Raw genomic sequence first — 17,485 nt, 5'->3', positions numbered from 1 at the left:
TTGCCTCGTACTTCCAGCCGTGCCTACCATAGCGATATTCAGGCGGGGTAAAGGGTTTTATTGGCATGCAAAAACAATTGGTGTTCGGTGCTGGACTGATCGGCGGATATTTGAGTGCCATGTTAGCCCGACAGGGCTACAAGCCTTTGCTGGTAGCGCGTCCAAGAATTGTTGAGAATTTGAAAAGCGGGTTACGCGTAACCGATTTTGAGGGCCATGACCATGTTGTCGAGGCATTGGACATGGTGAGTGAGGATGCTGCAGGTGAGGCGATGGAGGTTGTCTGGCTGACCGTCAAATGCACCGCCATTGAACAGGCCCTTGATGCCATGTCTCGCTGGGTAGGCCCTGAAACCATGATCCTGTGTTGTCAAAATGGACTGGGCAGTGACGCCATGGTCAGGCAACGCTTTCCTGACAATGTGGTCAGGCGTGTCATGGTGCCTTTCAATGTGGTGACATTGACACCGGCACATTATCATCGTGGCTCGGAAGGGACCCTGAGCGTGGAAGTGCAGGAGGGCGCGGATGAGGCCCTGCGTGCACTGGTCGATCAGCTGAATAATCCGATGATGCCGGTGGCCGTCACTACACAAATGACCGCGCTGCAATGGGCCAAACTGCAGTTGAATCTGGGCAATGCCGTTAACGCGCTGTTGAATGTACCGGTGAAGCAGATGCTGGAGTCCAGAGACGCCCGGCGTGTCATCGCCCGATTGATGGATGAATTGCTGGCGGTATGCCGGGCCAATCACATGTCACTGCCCAAGGTCGCGCGCCTGCCGGGAACCTGGCTGCCGTGGGTGTTGCGTTTGCCAGACTGGCTGTTCCGGCGGGTGGCCAACAGCATGCTGTCAATCGATCCCACGGTGCGAACGTCCATGTGGTGGGATTTGGATGCCAGCCGGCCGACAGAAATTGATTATCTCAATGGCGCAGTTGTCGAGGCCGCGCAACGGGCAGGAATTGACTGCAGGGCCAATCAGCACATTGTCGCCCTGATCAAGGAAGTAGAGTCTACCCAGCGCGAGGGGAAGCCCCGTTGTGATCTGTCGGCGACACAGTTATGGTCAATCATTAACGGGTAAGTTATTGACCTAACTGCATGATTGTGGTGATGTTTGCTACCTGAGACTACACTAACAGAGACAGCTTTTCCTGTTTGCAAAAGAGAGCATGATGAAAGCCATTGACTATGCAACACAAGCCAGCGATGTGTTCGTCTTACCGGATGCCGTGGTGCGCATCAGAGCGCTGATTGACGATGAAGCCGCGTCGATGATGGATATAGCCGAGGTTGTTCAATACGATCCCGCACTGGCAACCCAAATCCTGAAAATCGCCAACAGTGCACTGTACAAGTTTCCCAACCAAATCGACTCCATTGCCAAAGCCATTCAGGTGATCGGCACCAATTCTATGTATGACCTGGTGGTGGGATACGGTGTTGCGAAAGCCTTTGGCGCGATTGACACTGACATCATCGATCTGGACAAATTCTGGGAGCAAAGTGTGTGTTGTGCGTTGTTGTGCAAGTATTTTGCCGAACGGCGTGGCACAACAGAATCCGAGCGCTTGTTTGTGGCCGGCCTACTGCACAATATTGGCGAATTGGTCACGGTGCAGTTTGATCCTGAAGTGGCGCGCAAATGTGCCCACTTTAATGAGCAGCACACGCCGTTGTCTCTGCAACTCGAACATCTGGGCATGACCTACGCGGATATTGGCGCCGCGTTAATAAGGCTGTGGGGAATACCCAACGCCATTGCAACCCCCATCGAACACCAGCACTTTAGTATCAGCGAAGCGCAAAATGATGATGACCGGATCATGCAGCTAAGCTACGTACTGGCACTGGATAACGTTAATTCCGAGTATTACTCTGGCAACGCCAACCTCGACATGCGACTTTGTGATGTTCTCGAACTGGAGCACAGCGACCTGCAAAGCGCATTGTCGTATACCAATCTGCAATCTCTGAGTGTGTTTGCGTTGTTCAATCCCTCGGGATTTGCGGTTTACTGAGTGTCACCCACGGGGTTTTGTCCGTGGGTGATATCGTTCAGGAGGGATCAATCGAAAACGGCAACGGCTTGTCGGCTGATGGCGACGAGATTGTTGTTTTCATCCCAGATATTCGCCTCGGTATGGGCATAACCATCGGCGGCCTGACGGGTCCGCGCCTGATAGGCAAACCAGCCGGTGGGTGAGAACGCCGGGTGCGGGTGCAGAAATTCCACATTCCAGCACATGGTGCTTGCCGGCGCTGGCCACTTGAGCATTTGCAACACGGTGGGGGGCCAGGCATCAATCAATCCCACCAGGTGGGCATCGCTGAATTGCTGAGGCGGTTTTGAATAACGCATCCAGCCATCAACGTTGGCTGTGCTGCTGCCGGTAAAGGGGAGTCCGCCGGACTCGATGGCCAAATCAAAGTGACGAATAAACTTCGGCGTTACCTTGGGGATCTGGGGGATGAACTTTGGCTTGGTGGGTATCGTCATGCCATGACGGTCAGTGTTTTTAACCTGCACTTTGGAGTCACGGGAAACGCCAAAACAGACCTGCATCAGTACAGCGGTCTGTTCATTTTGTATGGCTCTTGCCAGCATTTGTGACGCGCTTTTTCCCTGTCGCAAGGCTTCGACTTCTATATGAAAAGGTTGGTCGGCCAACAGTGGCCCGATAAAGTTACAATTCAGTGACCGCATTACCCGTTGTCCGGTCAAACGTGATTGCATCGCCCGATATAGCAGGGCGGCAGACACGCCACCGTAACAGGTTCTGCCCTGAGACCATTGGCTTGGAACCACGATTTCGCGACCCGGCTCGGCGTAGTTTAGTAATTCATCAATGTGCATGGTGCCTCCTTGTGGAACCCGTTATACCCGCACAACTGGTCGGATGTCTACCTTTGTGCACAGTATCCATTAATTATTGCCCAGTGATCATTCAACCTGATGATGGAAACTATTTTATTTACAAATGATTAACACAGTTGCTTGAGTTCTTTATCGCGCCATGCGTAGACTGGGTTTCAGATTTCCTGTGAGGAACCGTGCCGATGACAGCCGCAAATGAGGTCAACGAAAGCGCCCAGGCGCCCCGTTCTGCATACCGGACGTATGTACTGTGCATACTGACCCTGGTGTATGCATTTAATTTCATTGATCGTCAGATCATAGGGATTTTATCGCCCTTTATTCAGGCCGATCTCGGCTTGGATGACGCGCAGCTCGGATGGTTAAAAGGGATCTACTTTGCGCTGCTATACACCCTGGTCGGTATTCCTATTGCCTGGCTGGCTGACCGCTACAGTCGGGTCAACATCGTATGCATTTCACTGACCCTGTGGAGTGGCTTCACTGCGCTATCGGGAGTGGCAAGCAATTACACCCAACTGGCACTGGCCCGGATCGGTGTTGGTATCGGTGAAGCTGGCGGCAGTCCACCGTCCCATTCAATGATTTCTGATCTGTATCCGAAGGAAAAGCGGGCCGGTGCTTTGGCATTTTATTCGCTGGGTATTCCGTTTGGCATCATGCTGGCGTTTTTTGCATCGGCTTTTATCCTTCAGGGCGGCAGTGCCGACTGGCGTTGGGTGATGATCAGTGTCGGCCTTCCTGGCGTCGCGTTGGCAGTGTTGATGAAGTTAACCGTCAAAGAGCCGGTGCGTGGCAGTGATCAGGTGCGTCAGTCGCAACAGCAGGTCTCTGTTGGATCTGCGGTTAAAACGTTGCTGAGTATTCCATCCTGGTGGGGGATGTGCCTGGGTATTTCCTTTGGTTCGTTTGGCAATTATGCCATTTCGACCTGGTTGATCGATTTTTACGTGCGCGCCCACGCCGGTCTTGATGTCACCCAGTTGCTGATTTGGTTCGGCATTATTAATGGTACCGCTTATGCCGCAGGAGTCTGGTTGGGAGGCGTCATTGCCGATCGCTGGGGACAAAAAGATAAACGTGCCTATGGTTGGTTACCGGCCCTAATGATGATAGTCGGTACACCGTGCTTCTACATTGCCTTGCAGGTTGAGTCCTTATGGCTGTCAGTGGCGTTGATCACGGTGTTACTATTTACCAGTGGTACATACCTGGGCCCCTCGTTTGCGTTGGCGCAAACGCTGGCACCGGTTAAGGTCCGGGCCATGTCAACGGCGCTATTCTTTTTTGTGCTCAATCTGATCGCATTGGGCGGCGGACCAACGGCGGTCGGCATTGCCAGTAATCATTTTGCGTCCAGCATGGGGGATGTGGAAGCACTGCGCTTTGCCATGGCCTGTCTGGTTATCGCTTATGTGCTGTCGATACTGGCATTTCTATGGACCGCTACACGGGTCCGAGAGGACTGGGCGTTGGCTGCAGAGCGCAACAGCTAAAAAAAACGCGCCTGACGGCGCGCGAGTATCTTCTCATCTTAGGACGGGAAGGATTCAGAGGTAATCGTGGGTTTAGTCAGTGCGATGGTTCGCCTGGGTATTCACATCGACGGGCTGATAGTCCCGGCGATCGGTACGGGTGTCCAACAGGGCATCGCCGTGACAGCTGGTTACCTGAAACATGGTGGCCAGCTTGGCATTGTAGGCGTCCGAAGACGTTTCCCCATGACGGGCCAATTGCAACGTCGTGCGCTTGTCGATATCCTGACAGCTTTGTTGCACTGCGGTTTGAATTCCGGCATTGGCAGATGTAGCAACGGTCAATGCGATCACAGTGCAGGGGAAGAGTACTCTTTTCAACATGGTGTACCTCCAAAACGGCAGTATTTGCCTAAACCTCAGAGATATAATAAGAAATTTCTATCGGTGATACAGGCCTGAACTCATACTTTGGTATGGATATATATACGTTATGGGGCGGCAGGTATCTCAATATGTACCCCGATAGACCAATCCAATGATGATGAAGAGCCAGTAATGACCGACACCGTACACCTTCATTTCGCCCATGCCAATGGATTCCCGGCGGGCAGTTATCGCCGTCTCCTGCAGGAGTTACCTGATAACATTCAAGTCTGGGCATTGGATAAATTCGGTCATAATCCCGCATTTCCGGTCGCCAGAGACTGGTTGAATCAGGCCCGGGAATTGTGGCATTACCTCGATCAACACACCCAGCAGCCGGTGTTTCTGGTCGGACACTCCTTTGGTGCTGTTGTCAGTTATCTGGCTGCCAGCGAGAGGCCAGAGCGTTGCCGTGGTTTGATCATGTTGGATCCGCCGTTGGTCACCGGGCTAACCCGTCATGTGTTTAAGCTGTTTCAGCGCACGCCGTTAATTGACAAAGTCACACCCGCAGGTAAAGCCAGTGTTCGCAATACCCAGTGGGCACCCGACACGGATCTGGTGGAATATTTTGCTGGCAAAGGCCTGTTTCAGGGCATGGAACCGGCGTGTATCGCTGATTATGTCAGCAGCGCCACAACACACTTGGGAGACAAACAAACGCTAACGTTTGATCATCAGGTCGAGGCGGAATTGTTCAGAACCGTACCCACCAATCTGCCACGTCACTATGGTCGTTACAAAGGCCCTGGTGTGGTGATCACCGGCGAGCTAACCGAAGTGTGCAAACCGGCGCTGATCAATCCGTTTATCAAAGGAAATGGTTTTGAGCATCGGGTATTTGCCGGCGGGGGACATATGTTTCCGTTGCAACAGCCCGACAACGTCGCCGAACTGCTGCAATACTATATCAATCGGTGGAGTCAAGCCTCAACGGCTCAGTAGCCGACCGGTAAACCGAGCATTTCGCGGGTTACCAGCACCACGTTGTTGTCTGTGACCCGAAAGCCCCTGGCGATGTCTTCGTCGCGGTTGTGACCGATGACCATGCCTTCTGGGATCACACAGCCCCTGTCAATGATCGCACGGCGAATCTTACAGTGGCGTTTCACTTCAACATCGGGCAATAACACAGATTCGTCAATTTCGCTGTAAGAGTGGACCCGGACATTGGAGAAGCACAAACTGCGTCTGACAGTTGCACCAGAGATGATACAGCCTCCCGACACCACTGAATTGATTGCGGTACCGCGCCGGTTTTCTTCCTCCCAGACGAATTTGGCGGGGGGGAGTTGCTCCTGATAGGTCCAGATTGGCCAGCGCTTGTCATACAGGTTAAGTGCCGGGACCGGGGCAACCAGTTCCATGTTGGCCTGCCAGAACGAGTCCAGGGTGCCGACATCGCGCCAGTACACTTCGTGTTGGTCCCGGCCGTTAAAGGGATAGGCATACACCGGATGATCCTGAATGATGGAGGGGATGATATCCTTGCCGAAATCCCGTTCTGAACCGGACGTTTCCGCGTCCCGTTTCAGCTGCTCAAACAAAAACTCGGCGTCAAACACATAGTTACCCATGGAGGCAAGGCAGCGGGATGGATCGTCGGGCAGGGGCGTTGGGTTGGCCGGCTTCTCCTCAAAACCCAGGATCCGCATTTCGTTGTCGACCGACATCACACCAAACGCACCCGCCGCTTCATGGATAGGTACCGGCATACAACACACCGTCATCTTTGCTTTGGATTCAACGTGTTTGGCCAACAGGCTGCCATAATCCATCCGGTAAATATGGTCGCCGCTTAAGATCATCACATATTTGGGCATTTCATCGCGGATGATGTCCAGATTCTGAAACACTGCATCCGCGGTGCCCTGGTACCAGTTGTCAGAAAAACGCTGTGACGCAGGCAGGATTTCGATGGACTCGCCCAGTTCTTTTTTGAAATGTCCCCATCCACGCACCAGGTGTCGGATCAAACTGTGGGACTTGTACTGGGTCACAACGCCAACCCGTCGAATACCGGAGTTGACGCAGTTTGATAACGGAAAATCGATGATGCGGAACTTACCGCCGAAATACAGTGCTGGCTTGGCCCGCCAGGTGGTTAATTCATGCAGCCGTGAACCACGACCACCCGCGAGGATGAGGGCATAGGTGTCACGCGTTAGGTTACTGATATAACGTGGACTGGCTGAGGGCATATCAAACTCTCCGTAGTGATGGGATGCATAACGACAGTGCTGCCATCCCCGCCGACCACGCTTCTGGAGGGATGTTGCGATACCAGTGTGGCAGACACACTGGTAAAAAACAATTACCAACGCACGGCAAAAGTAAGATTGGCGAAGCGATTAAATTTGGCAATAATTGTCCCAATAGGGGAAGGAGAATGCAGCATGAAACGGGTGGCAATAGTCGTGCATGATGGCGTATCGGCGTTTGAGCTGGGCTGTGCGCTTGAAGTGTTTGGACTGCAACGGCAAGGGTTGGGTGCACTGTACGAGTGTGAGGTAATCTCGTTCACACCAGGCCCATTACACAGCACAGCCAACCTACAGATCCTGGCTAAACGTGCCGATCAACTCCACCTCTATGATCGCATCATCATTCCATCCTGGCCGACCAGTGGTAAACGTTTGCAGGTACGAATGGCAGATGCGCTGTTATCGGCATACCGGCAAGGCAGTGAATTGGTGAGCTTCTGTTCGGGCGCATTTCTATTAGCACAACTCGGTTTGCTTGATGGCGTGGAAGCCACCACACACTGGCAGTATGCTGATACGTTCTGTCGCCGCTTTCCGGCGGTGAAGTATACCCCTGACGTCCTGTATACCGTGCATGCAAGGTTGGCCTGTTCAGCCGGTAGCGCGGCGGCACTTGATCTTAGCCTTGAACTGGTTCGACGGGACTATGGCTATGAGATCGCCAATCAAATGGCCCGCAGGCTGGTTATCCCACCGCATCGTAAAGGTGGCCAGGCGCAATTTGTAGAAACGCCGATGGCCAGTCCTCAAAACAAGTTGTCAGCAACCCTGGATTGGGCGATACAACAGCTTGCCAATGGCATTCAGGTCGATGATCTGGCCCGTCATGCAAACATGTCGAGACGCAGTTTTGACCGGCATTTTCGTCAATCCATGGGCACCAGTGCCAAGCATTGGTTAAATCAGCAACGGGTGCGGGTCGCCCAGGCACTGTTGGAGCGTGATGATACGGATATCCAACAGGTTGCCGCGCAGGTTGGTTTTGACAGCCCGGTGACGCTGCGGGTCAATTTCAACAAGTATTTAGGCGTTGCACCGTCGGATTATCGCCAGCAATTTCAATCTGTTAACTGAATATGCGTTAGTTGGCAGCCAGAAATCTGCTATGCTCGCGCTCTTTTATCTTCTACAGGATGAGCCGTTATGCACAACAAGAAAGTCATTTTTGATCATGATGGTGGTGTCGATGACTTATTGGCGTTGATGTTGGTGCTGAGTATGGACAATGTTGATCTGGTTGGCGTTACGATTACCCCGGCCGATTGTTATTTACCGGACGCCACTGAATCGACCCTTAAAATTTTGAGTATGTTTGGCCGTCAGGACATTCCGGTTGCCCAGGGTCGGTATTACGGCATCAATGCATTTCCCGCCGACTGGCGTGCGCAGCCCAAGATCTGTAATGCATTGCCACGTATGCTGACAACCGAAGCTGACAGCAATAACCTGCTGTCGTGCAGTGCCCCGGAAGCAATCAATCACTGGTTACAGGCCCATGACGGGGTAACGGTATTGATGACAGGACCCTGCAGTAATCTGGTGCATGCGTTGCAGACCCATCCCCATAACTGCGCGCGAGTGAATGAAGTGGTGTGGATGGGCGGCGCTGTTGACGTGGCGGGTAACGTCGCGACCCACAATCATGACACCAGTGCTGAATGGAACGCGTTCTGGGATCCGAAGGCGACTCAGCAACTGTTTACCCTGGGACTGAAAATCAAACTGATCTCATTGGATGCCACCAATAGCTTGCCGGTCAATAAGCAGTTTCTGGTCCAGCTTGCTGCTCAACAACAGTATCCGATGAGTGACCTGGCGGGGCAGTTCTGGGCCACCACCATCAACAGTATTCCCGCGTACGAATTCACCTATTACATGTGGGACGTGCTGGCAGCGTGTTATCTGGGGCTGCCCGAGGACTGTATTCCGTTTGTATCGCTGGAACTGGATGTGTCGACCCATGAGCCCAATGCCGGCCAGACCTTCCGCTCACCGGGCAATGGCCAATGGGTGGATGTCGCGCAGCCGGTAGATAAACAGCGGGTGCTTGATTACGTGTTGCAGTTGTTGCGGCGATAAACGGCATCGCGGTTGTTTGAATTGTTAACAGGATGTTATAAGCTGTCGTTAAGGACTGTCAAACAACAAGGAACCGAACGATGGGGGCTGTTAAAAAACTGCTGATCCTGGTGATCAGCCTGTTTATTGTCTTGTTGGTGATTGGTTTTATGTTGCCATCCACGTTTAAAGTGGAACGCACCATTACCATCGATGCGCCGGCCAGTGAGATATATCCATTGGTGGTTGATCTGCAAGCCTGGCAGCAGTGGGGAGTGTGGTTTCAGCGCGACCCACAAATGGAAGTCTCGTATACAGGCCCTGACAGCGAAGTAGGAATGCGCTCATCCTGGAGCAGTGAATCAGAGGGCAGTGGAACGATGGAGATCATTGCCGCAGAAACCGACAAGCGGGTCGTGTACACCCTGTATTTTCCTGACTTCGAAATGGGATCAACCGGTGAGCTGGTGCTGCAGCCGCAAGGGGACAGCACCGTCGTGACGTGGATGGACTATGGCGATGTGGGCAGTAATCCGATCAACCACTATTTCGCTGCGATGATGGACAGTATGGTTGGGCCTGATTTTGAAGCGGGCCTGGAAAACCTTAAAACCCTGAGCGAAAACCCACGTTAAAAGCCCGTTAACGGATGGCTGCACCCTGGGTGCGGCCATGGCCAGTGGTGGTGTCGTATTCACCATTGCGCTGATGATACTCATCGATGATTTGATGTATTTGCTGAGTCGCCTGTTCCGTCAGGGCTTTACAGCCTTGCTGGCCGTGCATGTTTTGCAGCAACGTCTCTATCCGTTGCCCGGCTTCCAGCCACAACGCCTGATGACCTTCTTCATGGACCCTCAACGCCTGGTAGTAGCGAGCAAATGTTTCGCGGGTGTCAGCATCGGTTTCGCTGGTATTTGCCAGTCTTGGCAGTACGTATGCGCCGGTCAGGGTGACGTTAATGTGGTGGAAGCGGCAGGCATTGCCGTACTCACGCCAGCGAAAATCCGGTACCAGATGCCATTGGGTCTGGCCATGAAAAGATTGTTGTTGGTCGATAATGGGGGAGTGTTTGCGTAATTGCAGCCTGATATCTGCAGCCGAAGTCGGATAAATATCATAATGTTGGGTGCGGGTGTCGAGACGCACATCGGCCACGGCATGTGGCGATGACAGTACTGTGAGCGCCACGCAACATGTGCGAAAGAACAGGCTCATGCAACAGACTCCTCAGCTATCAGACGACCCACCGACAGTGTGACGCAAAGGTATACGTCTGTCGATGGGTAGACCATAGACTGATAAATTAGTCTGCCTTGGCGGCCCACAGGGCTTTGCCGACTTTTGACTGAACGTCGCGACCCAGGCGCTGACTGATGGTATGACCCACCTTGACCAGCGCTTCGAGATCGATGCCGGTCGTCAGGCCCATGCCGTGCAGCATGTAGACCACATCCTCAGATGCCACATTGCCGGAAGCGCCCTTCGCGTAGGGACAGCCACCTAATCCGGCCACTGCACTGTCGACCACACGAATGCCTTTTTCCAACGCCACCAGAATATTGGCCAGTGCCTGACCGTAGGTATCGTGGAAATGGACCGCAAGGTAGCTACTGGGAACCACTTGCATCACCGCGTCGAGCATTTTTGCCGTGCTTCCTGGGGTGCCTACGCCAATGGTATCACCAAGGGATATTTCGTAGCAGCCCATCTCCAGCAAGGTTTGTGCAACCCGTGCAACCTCTGAAACAGCAATGTCGCCCTCATAGGGACAACCCAACACGCAGGACACATAGCCACGTACCGGCAGTCCATTGGCCTTGGCCGCTTCGATTACCGGCGCAAAACGCGCCAGGGATTCATCGATGGTGCAATTGATGTTCTTTTGCGAGAAGGCTTCAGATGCTGCACCAAAGATAGCAACTTCGTCAGCGCCGGCCGCCAGTGCATCTTCAAACCCCCTCAGGTTGGGGGTTAATGCGGTATAACGAACGCCGGCTTTGCGGTTGATCTGTTGCAACACGGCGTCGCTGTTGGCCATTTGTGGAACCCATTTGGGCGACACAAAGCTGCCTGCTTCAATGATCGACAGGCCGGTGTCAGACAGGTCATTCACCAGGGCGACTTTGTCTTCTACCGAAATGGCCTGCTTTTCGTTTTGCAAGCCATCCCGGGGACCCACTTCAACAAGGGTGACGTGGTCGCTCATGATGACGCTCCCTGGTCGGCTTCGAAGGCCAGCAATTCTGCACCGCCGTCGACCAAATCACCGGGCTGATAGAAAAATTCAGTCACTTTTCCGCGGCTGGGCGCTTTTAGCGCATGTTCCATTTTCATCGCTTCCATGATCATCAATGTCTGATCTTTATCAACCATTTGGCCGGGTTCCACTGCCAATGCCACCACAGTACCGTTCATTGGCGCGGTGAAACCCGCGTCATGGCCTGTGTCATCATCGAGGCCCAGATCCGGCATCACTCGGGTAAAGCGCAGCGCCTCACCGGGGGCAAACAGGCTATGGCCGCTTTCATGTTCGACGACCACAAATTCACTGCGGTGTCCGTCTACGTTGGCGATTAAGCTGTTGCCGGACAATTCGCCATGACAGACAAACGTTTGGTTTTGGTAGTCAATCGAATAGCCGTTGTCCAGCCGTTTCACACGAAGATCAAAATCATCGTCATTCAGTCGCAGGGTCAGGGATTGGACGTGCTGCTCGTTGGCTCGCCAGGCATTGTGCTGTTGCCACGGTGAGAAGCGATCATCCTGCTGCTGTGGGACTTTGTTTTGCTGATCCAACAGCAGGTACAACGCGGCAACGGGCAGCAACCCGTTGTGCTCTGAGGCATCGCGGTGAAAGATCGCTGCTTCATGCTCGGTGATGAAGTTGGTGCTCAGCTGTGCATCCATAAACGCCGGCGTTGTAGCCAGGTTGTAGAGGAAATTGACGTTGGTGGTGACGCCGTCAATGTGGTACTCAGTCAAGGCTTTGGCCAGGCGGGCGAGGGCCTTGGTGCGATCTTCATCCCACACCACCAGTTTGGCGATCATCGGATCGTAATAGACCGACACATCGTCGCCTTCCAGAACGCCGGTGTCGACCCGCACATGACGGTTTTCTAAAGGTGGTCTCAGCAGACGTAAGTGTCCGGTGGCCGGTAGGAAATCATTGTCGGGGTCTTCAGCATACACCCGGGCTTCAAACGCGTGCCCATGTAATTTCAGTTCAGATTGTTGCAACGGCAGGGGTTCTTTGCTGGCAACCCGTAATTGCCACTCCACCAGATCCACGCCAGTGATCATTTCGGTCACCGGGTGTTCGACCTGCAGGCGCGTGTTCATTTCCATGAAATAGAATTGACCGTCGCTGTCGAGCAGGAACTCCACGGTGCCGGCACCAACATAGTTGATTGCCTGGGCGGCTTTCAGTGCTGCTTCGCCCATGGCGCTGCGCAACTGCTCAGTCATTCCCGGAGCAGGGGCTTCTTCAATCACTTTCTGGTGACGACGTTGCACCGAGCAATCACGCTCGAACAGATACACCCCATTGCCGTGCTGATCACAGAAAACCTGGATTTCAACGTGACGGGGCTGGGTCAGGTACTTTTCCACCAGCATGATATCGTCACCAAAGCTTGATTGGGCTTCACGCTTAGCGGCATCCAATGCGGCGTCAAATTCATCATCGCTCCAGACCTGACGCATGCCTTTACCGCCGCCACCGGCTGCAGCCTTCAGGAGTACCGGATAGCCCATGCTTTGCGCACTGCTGCGCAGTGTCTCAACCGATTGGTCGTCACCGTGATAGCCGGGTACGAGTGGAACACCGGCTTTTTCCATGATCTGTTTGGCGGCAGACTTAGACCCCATGGCTTCGATGGCACCTACCGGGGGACCGACAAAGATAATGTCATTTTGTTCACAAAGACGGCAAAAACGGGCGTTTTCTGACAAGAAACCGTAGCCGGGGTGAATCGCATCGACGCCGAGGCGTTTGGCAACCTCAATGATATGTTCTGCGCGCAAGTAACTGTCTTTGGAGGGCGCTCCGCCGATATGTACGGCTTCATCGGCCATTTTGACATGCAACGCGTCGCTGTCTGCATCGGAGTACACCGCGACGGTCCGGATCCCCATGCGCTGTGCGGTTTTCATTACGCGGCAACTGATTTCACCGCGGTTTGCTATCAGTAATTTGCGGATCATGCTTTCTCCTGCCATGCTGCCGGACGTTTTTGCAAAAAGGCATTTAACCCTTCCTGGCCTTCTTCAGACACGCGGATGGTGGCAATGCGTAAACTGGTTTTTTCCAACAGCTCTTCATCCAGCGGTTGGTTTTCAACATCAAACACCAGTTGTTTGGCTGCGGCAACCGCCTGCGGGCCGTTGCTGAGCAGTTGTTCCACCAGTGCATCGACAGTGGGTTGCAACTCTTCTTCGGTTACCGATTCGCTGATCAGTCCCAGTCGCCGTGCACGACGGGAGGAAAACACCTCGGCCGTCATGAAGTAGCGTTTCGCCACACGAGCACCCAAGGCTTTAACGACATAGGGGCTGATGGTTGCTGGGATCAATCCGAGCTTAACCTCACTGAGGCAGAATTTACTCAGCTTGCTGGCAATGGCGATGTCGCAGCAGGCCACCAAGCCCACCGCACCGCCAAAGGCAGCACCCTGGACTTTGGCAATGGTTGGTTTGGGCAGGCTGTACAGCGTATGCAGCATGGTCGCCAGAGCGTTGGCGTCGTGCAGGTTTTCCTCATAGCTGTAGTTTGCCATCCGCTTCATCCAGTTCAGATCGGCTCCGGCACAAAAACTGCGTCCGTTGGCCTGCAGGATCAACAGGCGCACGGCAGGATCCTGACCGGCTTGCTGAAATAATTGCGTCAGACGGGCAATCAGTTGATCATCAAAGGCGTTATGCTTGTCCGGACGGTTCAGGGTGACGGTAGCAACGCCGTTGGCATCTACCGTGTATAACACTGCGTCTTGCTGTTCCATAGTGACGTCCTTACATACGGAACACGCCAAAGCGTGTCTCTTCAATCGGTTTGTTCAGGGCAACTGACAATGACAGTCCCAGTACATAGCGCGTGTCTGCCGGATCGATAACACCGTCATCCCACAGGCGGGCGGAGGCATAGTAGGGATGACCCTGTTCCTCGTAGGTGTCAATCACCGGTTGTTTGAACGCCGCTTCTTCATCAGCACTCCAGGACTCTCCGGCGCGCTCTTTCTGATCCCGCTTGACCTGGGCCAGTACGCCAGCTGCCTGCTCGCCACCCATCACCGAGATGCGTGCATTTGGCCACATGAACAAGAAACGGGGATCGTAGGCCCGTCCACACATGCCGTAGTTTCCGGCACCAAAGGAACCGCCAATCAATACAGTAAATTTCGGTACTTTGGCACAGGCCACGGCGGTGACCATCTTGGCACCGTGTTTGGCGATACCGCCGGCTTCGTATTGTTTACCGACCATGAAACCGGTGATGTTCTGCAGGAACACCAGCGGAATTTTGCGTTGTGCGCACAGTTCTATGAAGTGGGCGCCTTTTTGCGCGGATTCGGAAAACAAGATGCCATTGTTGGCAACGATACCCACCGGATAACCGTGGATGCGGGCAAAACCGCAAACCAGGGTCGTGCCATACAGGGCTTTAAACTCATCGAATTCGGAACCGTCGACGATACGGGCTATGATTTCCCGAACGTCATAGGGTTGGCGGGGATCTTTCGGGATCACGCCATAGATATCTTCAATCGGGTATGCCGGAGGCTTAGGTTCCACCACGTCGAGAAACAGTGGTTTAGTGCGATTCAGGCGTGCAACCGCATCCCGTGCCAGTTGCAGCGCGTGGTGATCATTGTTGGCGAGGTGATCCACTACACCGGATGTACGACAGTGCACGTCACCACCACCCAGGTCTTCTGCACTGACCACTTCACCGGTGGCGGCTTTCACCAACGGAGGACCACCAAGGAATATGGTGCCCTGATTGCGCACGATAATAGACTCGTCGGCCATGGCTGGAACGTATGCACCGCCTGCGGTACAGGAACCCATTACTACCGCAATTTGCGGGATATTGTTGGCAGACAAATTGGCCTGATTAAAGAAGATGCGACCGAAATGGTCTTTATCCGGAAAAACATCATCCTGTCGGGGCAGGTTGGCGCCGCCGGAGTCAACCAGATAGATGCACGGCAGGTTGTTTTGCTCGGCAATGGTTTGTGCACGCAGATGCTTCTTGACCGTCAGGGGGTAATAGGTGCCGCCTTTGACCGTGGCATCATTGGCGACAATCATGCACTCGACACCACTTACCCGTCCGATACCGGCAATGACGCCTGCAGCGGGTACATAGTCTTCATACACGTTCCAGGCGGCCAACTGGGACAGCTCCAGAAACGGAGACCCTTCGTCAAGCAGGGCGTTGATACGATCCCGGGGCAATAGTTTGCCACGAGACTCGTGACGGGCGTTGGCTTTCTCACCACCGCCCAGTTTGATCGTTGCAACCAGGTCGTTGAGATCCTGTACCTGGGCCGCCATGTGCGCCTGGTTGTCGGCGAACTCCTGGCTTTTCGGATTGATTTTGCTGAGTATGCGTGGCACCACGTCACTCCTGTATTAACAATCGTTTTTGGCAAAATGACCTCACCGACAGTGGTCGGTGAGGCCATCATACTCGCTAAAGATTAGGCTGATTCTTTGAACAATTCGCGTCCAATCAGCATGCGACGGATTTCGGATGTTCCGGCACCAATTTCATACAGCTTGGCATCACGCAGCAAACGTCCGGTGGGGTACTCGTTGATGTAACCGTTTCCGCCCAGCAGCTGGATGGCATCGAGGGCCATTTTGGTCGCCAGTTCGGCGGAATACAGGATGGCACCTGCAGCATCTTTACGGGTGGTTTCACCTCGGTCGCAAGAGCGCGCAACCGCATAAACGTAGGCACGGGCAGCATTCATTTGGGTGTACATATCGGCCACTTTGCCTTGCACCAACTGGAATTCCCCGATCGACTGTCCGAACTGCTTACGATCATGAATGTACGGTACAACGATATCCATGCAGGACTGCATGATACCCAGTGGACCACCGGACAGCACCAGACGCTCGTAATCCAGGCCACTCATCAGGATACGAACGCCATCCCCTTCATTGCCCATGATGTTTTCGGCTGGCACTTCGCAGTCTTCAAACACCAACTCACAGGTGTTTGAGGAGCGCATGCCCAGCTTGTCCAGCTTTTGTGCCTGAGTGAAGCCCGGCGTTCCCCGCTCAACGATGAACGCAGAAATGCCACGAGGACCAGCATTGATGTCGGTTTTAGCATAGATGACAAAGGTGTCAGCATCCGGGCCGTTGGTGATCCACATCTTGTTGCCGTTGAGGACGTAAACGTCGCCTTTTTTCTCGGCCCGAAGCTTCATGCTGACCACGTCAGAACCGGCATTTGGCTCGCTCATTGCCAGTGCACCAATATGCTCACCAGAGACCAGTTTGGGCAGGTATTTTTCACGCTGTGCGTCGTTGCCGTTACGGTAAATCTGGTTGACACACAGATTCGAATGCGCGCCGTAGCTCAGGCCGATACCAGCGGAGGCTCGGCTGACTTCTTCCATGGCAATGGTGTGTGCCAGATAGCCCATGTCTGAACCGCCGTACTGTTCGGAAACAGTAATACCCAGCAGGCCCATTTCGCCCAATTTGGGCCACAGTTCGTTGGGGAATGCGTTGTTCTCGTCGGCCTTCTCGGCCAGCGGAGCAATTTCGTTTTGCGCAAAGTTGTAGACATGGTCACGCAGCATATCGATGTCTTCGCCTAAGCCGAAGTTCAGGGTAGGGTACGGTGCATGCATGGGGTTATCCTCGTTTTAATTCAGCTAGTTCTTCTTTACAACGTGCTTCAACATCATCCAGCTCGGCCATCAACATCTTGATGTCCTCCAACTGCTGATTCAGCACATCGCGTTTTTGTTCGGTCAGTTGCAACATCTTTTCCAACTGAGCTTCGGAATTCTGGTGGCTGTCGTACAAGTGGAACAGGGTCTTGGTTTCTGCCAGCGAGAACCCCAGGCGCTTGCCGCGCAGGATCAGTTTGAGGCGGACCCTGTCTTTTTTGTGATAAATGCGGGTCTGACCATTGCGTTCGGGAGAAACCAACCCCTGTTCCTCGTAGAAGCGGATGGAACGGGGGGTGATATCAAAGGCTTTGGCCAATTCGCCAATACTGTACGTCTGTTCACTCATTGTTATTGTTCTCATGGACTGCCGTGTTCAGCATAAAAGTACTTTACGTTTACGTAAGGTGTAAGTTAACGTAAAGGTAAAGTAACACTTACAAGCCGTCAACAACTGCTGGAAATTT

The 17,485-nt window shown here is 53.5% G+C and carries 17 protein-coding genes; 7 read left to right on the top strand and 10 right to left on the bottom strand.

What is annotated here, in order from left to right; all coding sequences use genetic code 11:
* Positions 1-65 precede the first annotated feature (65 nt).
* Together LJ739_RS06330 and LJ739_RS06325 are read left to right on the top strand one after the other, a co-directional pair.
* Positions 66-1,088, top strand: a complete 1,023-nt coding sequence (locus tag LJ739_RS06330; RefSeq protein WP_229158174.1) for a 2-dehydropantoate 2-reductase — start codon at positions 66-68, stop codon at positions 1,086-1,088.
* Positions 1,089-1,179: 91 nt separating this feature from the next.
* Positions 1,180-2,025, top strand: coding sequence for an HDOD domain-containing protein (locus tag LJ739_RS06325; RefSeq protein ID WP_456151874.1), 846 nt, complete (start codon positions 1,180-1,182; stop codon positions 2,023-2,025).
* A 47-nt stretch (positions 2,026-2,072) separates the two neighbouring features.
* Here the strand turns inward: LJ739_RS06325 and LJ739_RS06320 are convergent, their stop codons facing one another.
* Positions 2,073-2,861 (bottom strand): acyl-CoA thioesterase, encoded by a 789-nt coding sequence (locus tag LJ739_RS06320; protein WP_229158169.1) that lies wholly within the window; start codon positions 2,859-2,861, stop codon positions 2,073-2,075.
* Positions 2,862-3,064: 203 nt separating this feature from the next.
* Between LJ739_RS06320 and LJ739_RS06315 the strand changes: the two genes are divergently transcribed.
* Positions 3,065-4,378 (top strand): spinster family MFS transporter, encoded by a 1,314-nt coding sequence (locus LJ739_RS06315; protein WP_229158167.1) that lies wholly within the window; start codon positions 3,065-3,067, stop codon positions 4,376-4,378.
* A 72-nt stretch (positions 4,379-4,450) separates the two neighbouring features.
* Here LJ739_RS06315 and LJ739_RS06310 read toward each other — a convergent pair whose 3' ends face one another.
* Positions 4,451-4,741, bottom strand: a complete 291-nt coding sequence (locus LJ739_RS06310; RefSeq protein ID WP_229158165.1) for a hypothetical protein — start codon at positions 4,739-4,741, stop codon at positions 4,451-4,453.
* Between the two features lie 174 nt (positions 4,742-4,915).
* Here LJ739_RS06310 and LJ739_RS06305 point away from each other — a divergent pair, with 174 nt between their 5' ends.
* The gene (locus tag LJ739_RS06305) at positions 4,916-5,728 is read left to right on the top strand and encodes an alpha/beta fold hydrolase (protein WP_229158163.1); all 813 of its coding nucleotides are present in this window, start codon (positions 4,916-4,918) and stop codon (positions 5,726-5,728) included.
* Here the strand turns inward: LJ739_RS06305 and glgC are convergent.
* Positions 5,722-6,984, bottom strand: a complete 1,263-nt coding sequence (gene glgC, locus LJ739_RS06300) for a glucose-1-phosphate adenylyltransferase (RefSeq protein WP_229158161.1) — start codon at positions 6,982-6,984, stop codon at positions 5,722-5,724. The genes LJ739_RS06305 and glgC overlap by 7 nt on opposite strands.
* Positions 6,985-7,179: 195 nt before the next feature.
* Between glgC and LJ739_RS06295 the strand changes: the two genes are divergently transcribed.
* The 3 genes from LJ739_RS06295 to LJ739_RS06285 all read left to right on the top strand — a co-directional run bounded on the left by LJ739_RS06295 (position 7,180) and on the right by LJ739_RS06285 (position 9,740).
* Positions 7,180-8,121: a GlxA family transcriptional regulator gene (locus LJ739_RS06295; protein ID WP_229158159.1), complete on the top strand. Its 942-nt coding sequence runs from the start codon at positions 7,180-7,182 to the stop codon at positions 8,119-8,121.
* A 69-nt stretch (positions 8,122-8,190) separates the two neighbouring features.
* A complete protein-coding gene (locus LJ739_RS06290) occupies positions 8,191-9,126 on the top strand; it encodes a nucleoside hydrolase (RefSeq protein WP_229158157.1) in 936 nt (311 codons plus the stop codon).
* An 80-nt stretch (positions 9,127-9,206) separates the two neighbouring features.
* Complete coding sequence (locus tag LJ739_RS06285; protein WP_229158155.1) at positions 9,207-9,740, top strand: SRPBCC family protein; 534 nt, start codon at positions 9,207-9,209, stop codon at positions 9,738-9,740.
* 7 nt (positions 9,741-9,747) lie between these two features.
* On the opposite strand, the gene LJ739_RS06280 is transcribed toward LJ739_RS06285, so the two are convergent.
* The 7 genes from LJ739_RS06280 to LJ739_RS06250 form a co-directional block, all read right to left on the bottom strand.
* Positions 9,748-10,323, bottom strand: a complete 576-nt coding sequence (locus LJ739_RS06280; protein WP_229158153.1) for a DUF922 domain-containing protein — start codon at positions 10,321-10,323, stop codon at positions 9,748-9,750.
* 88 nt (positions 10,324-10,411) lie between these two features.
* Positions 10,412-11,314, bottom strand: coding sequence for a hydroxymethylglutaryl-CoA lyase (locus LJ739_RS06275; RefSeq protein ID WP_229158151.1), 903 nt, complete (start codon positions 11,312-11,314; stop codon positions 10,412-10,414).
* Entirely contained in the window at positions 11,311-13,311 is a 2,001-nt protein-coding gene (locus tag LJ739_RS06270) for an acetyl-CoA carboxylase biotin carboxylase subunit (RefSeq protein ID WP_229158149.1), read from the bottom strand. Before LJ739_RS06270 ends, LJ739_RS06275 begins: the two co-directional genes overlap by 4 nt.
* Positions 13,308-14,105, bottom strand: coding sequence for an enoyl-CoA hydratase/isomerase family protein (locus tag LJ739_RS06265; protein WP_229158147.1), 798 nt, complete (start codon positions 14,103-14,105; stop codon positions 13,308-13,310). Before LJ739_RS06265 ends, LJ739_RS06270 begins: the two co-directional genes overlap by 4 nt.
* Before the next feature lie 10 nt (positions 14,106-14,115).
* Complete coding sequence (locus LJ739_RS06260) at positions 14,116-15,723, bottom strand: carboxyl transferase domain-containing protein (protein ID WP_229158145.1); 1,608 nt, start codon at positions 15,721-15,723, stop codon at positions 14,116-14,118.
* 83 nt (positions 15,724-15,806) lie between these two features.
* Entirely contained in the window at positions 15,807-16,976 is a 1,170-nt protein-coding gene (locus LJ739_RS06255; RefSeq protein ID WP_229158143.1) for an isovaleryl-CoA dehydrogenase, read from the bottom strand.
* Between the two features lie 4 nt (positions 16,977-16,980).
* Positions 16,981-17,367, bottom strand: a complete 387-nt coding sequence (locus LJ739_RS06250; protein WP_229158140.1) for a MerR family transcriptional regulator — start codon at positions 17,365-17,367, stop codon at positions 16,981-16,983.
* Positions 17,368-17,485: the final 118 nt, after the last annotated feature.

This window comes from Fluctibacter halophilus, from assembly GCF_020687825.1.
GTDB classification, from domain to species: Bacteria; Pseudomonadota; Gammaproteobacteria; order Enterobacterales; family Alteromonadaceae; genus Fluctibacter; species Fluctibacter halophilus.
This window is presented reverse-complemented; position numbering and strand designations above follow the sequence as displayed.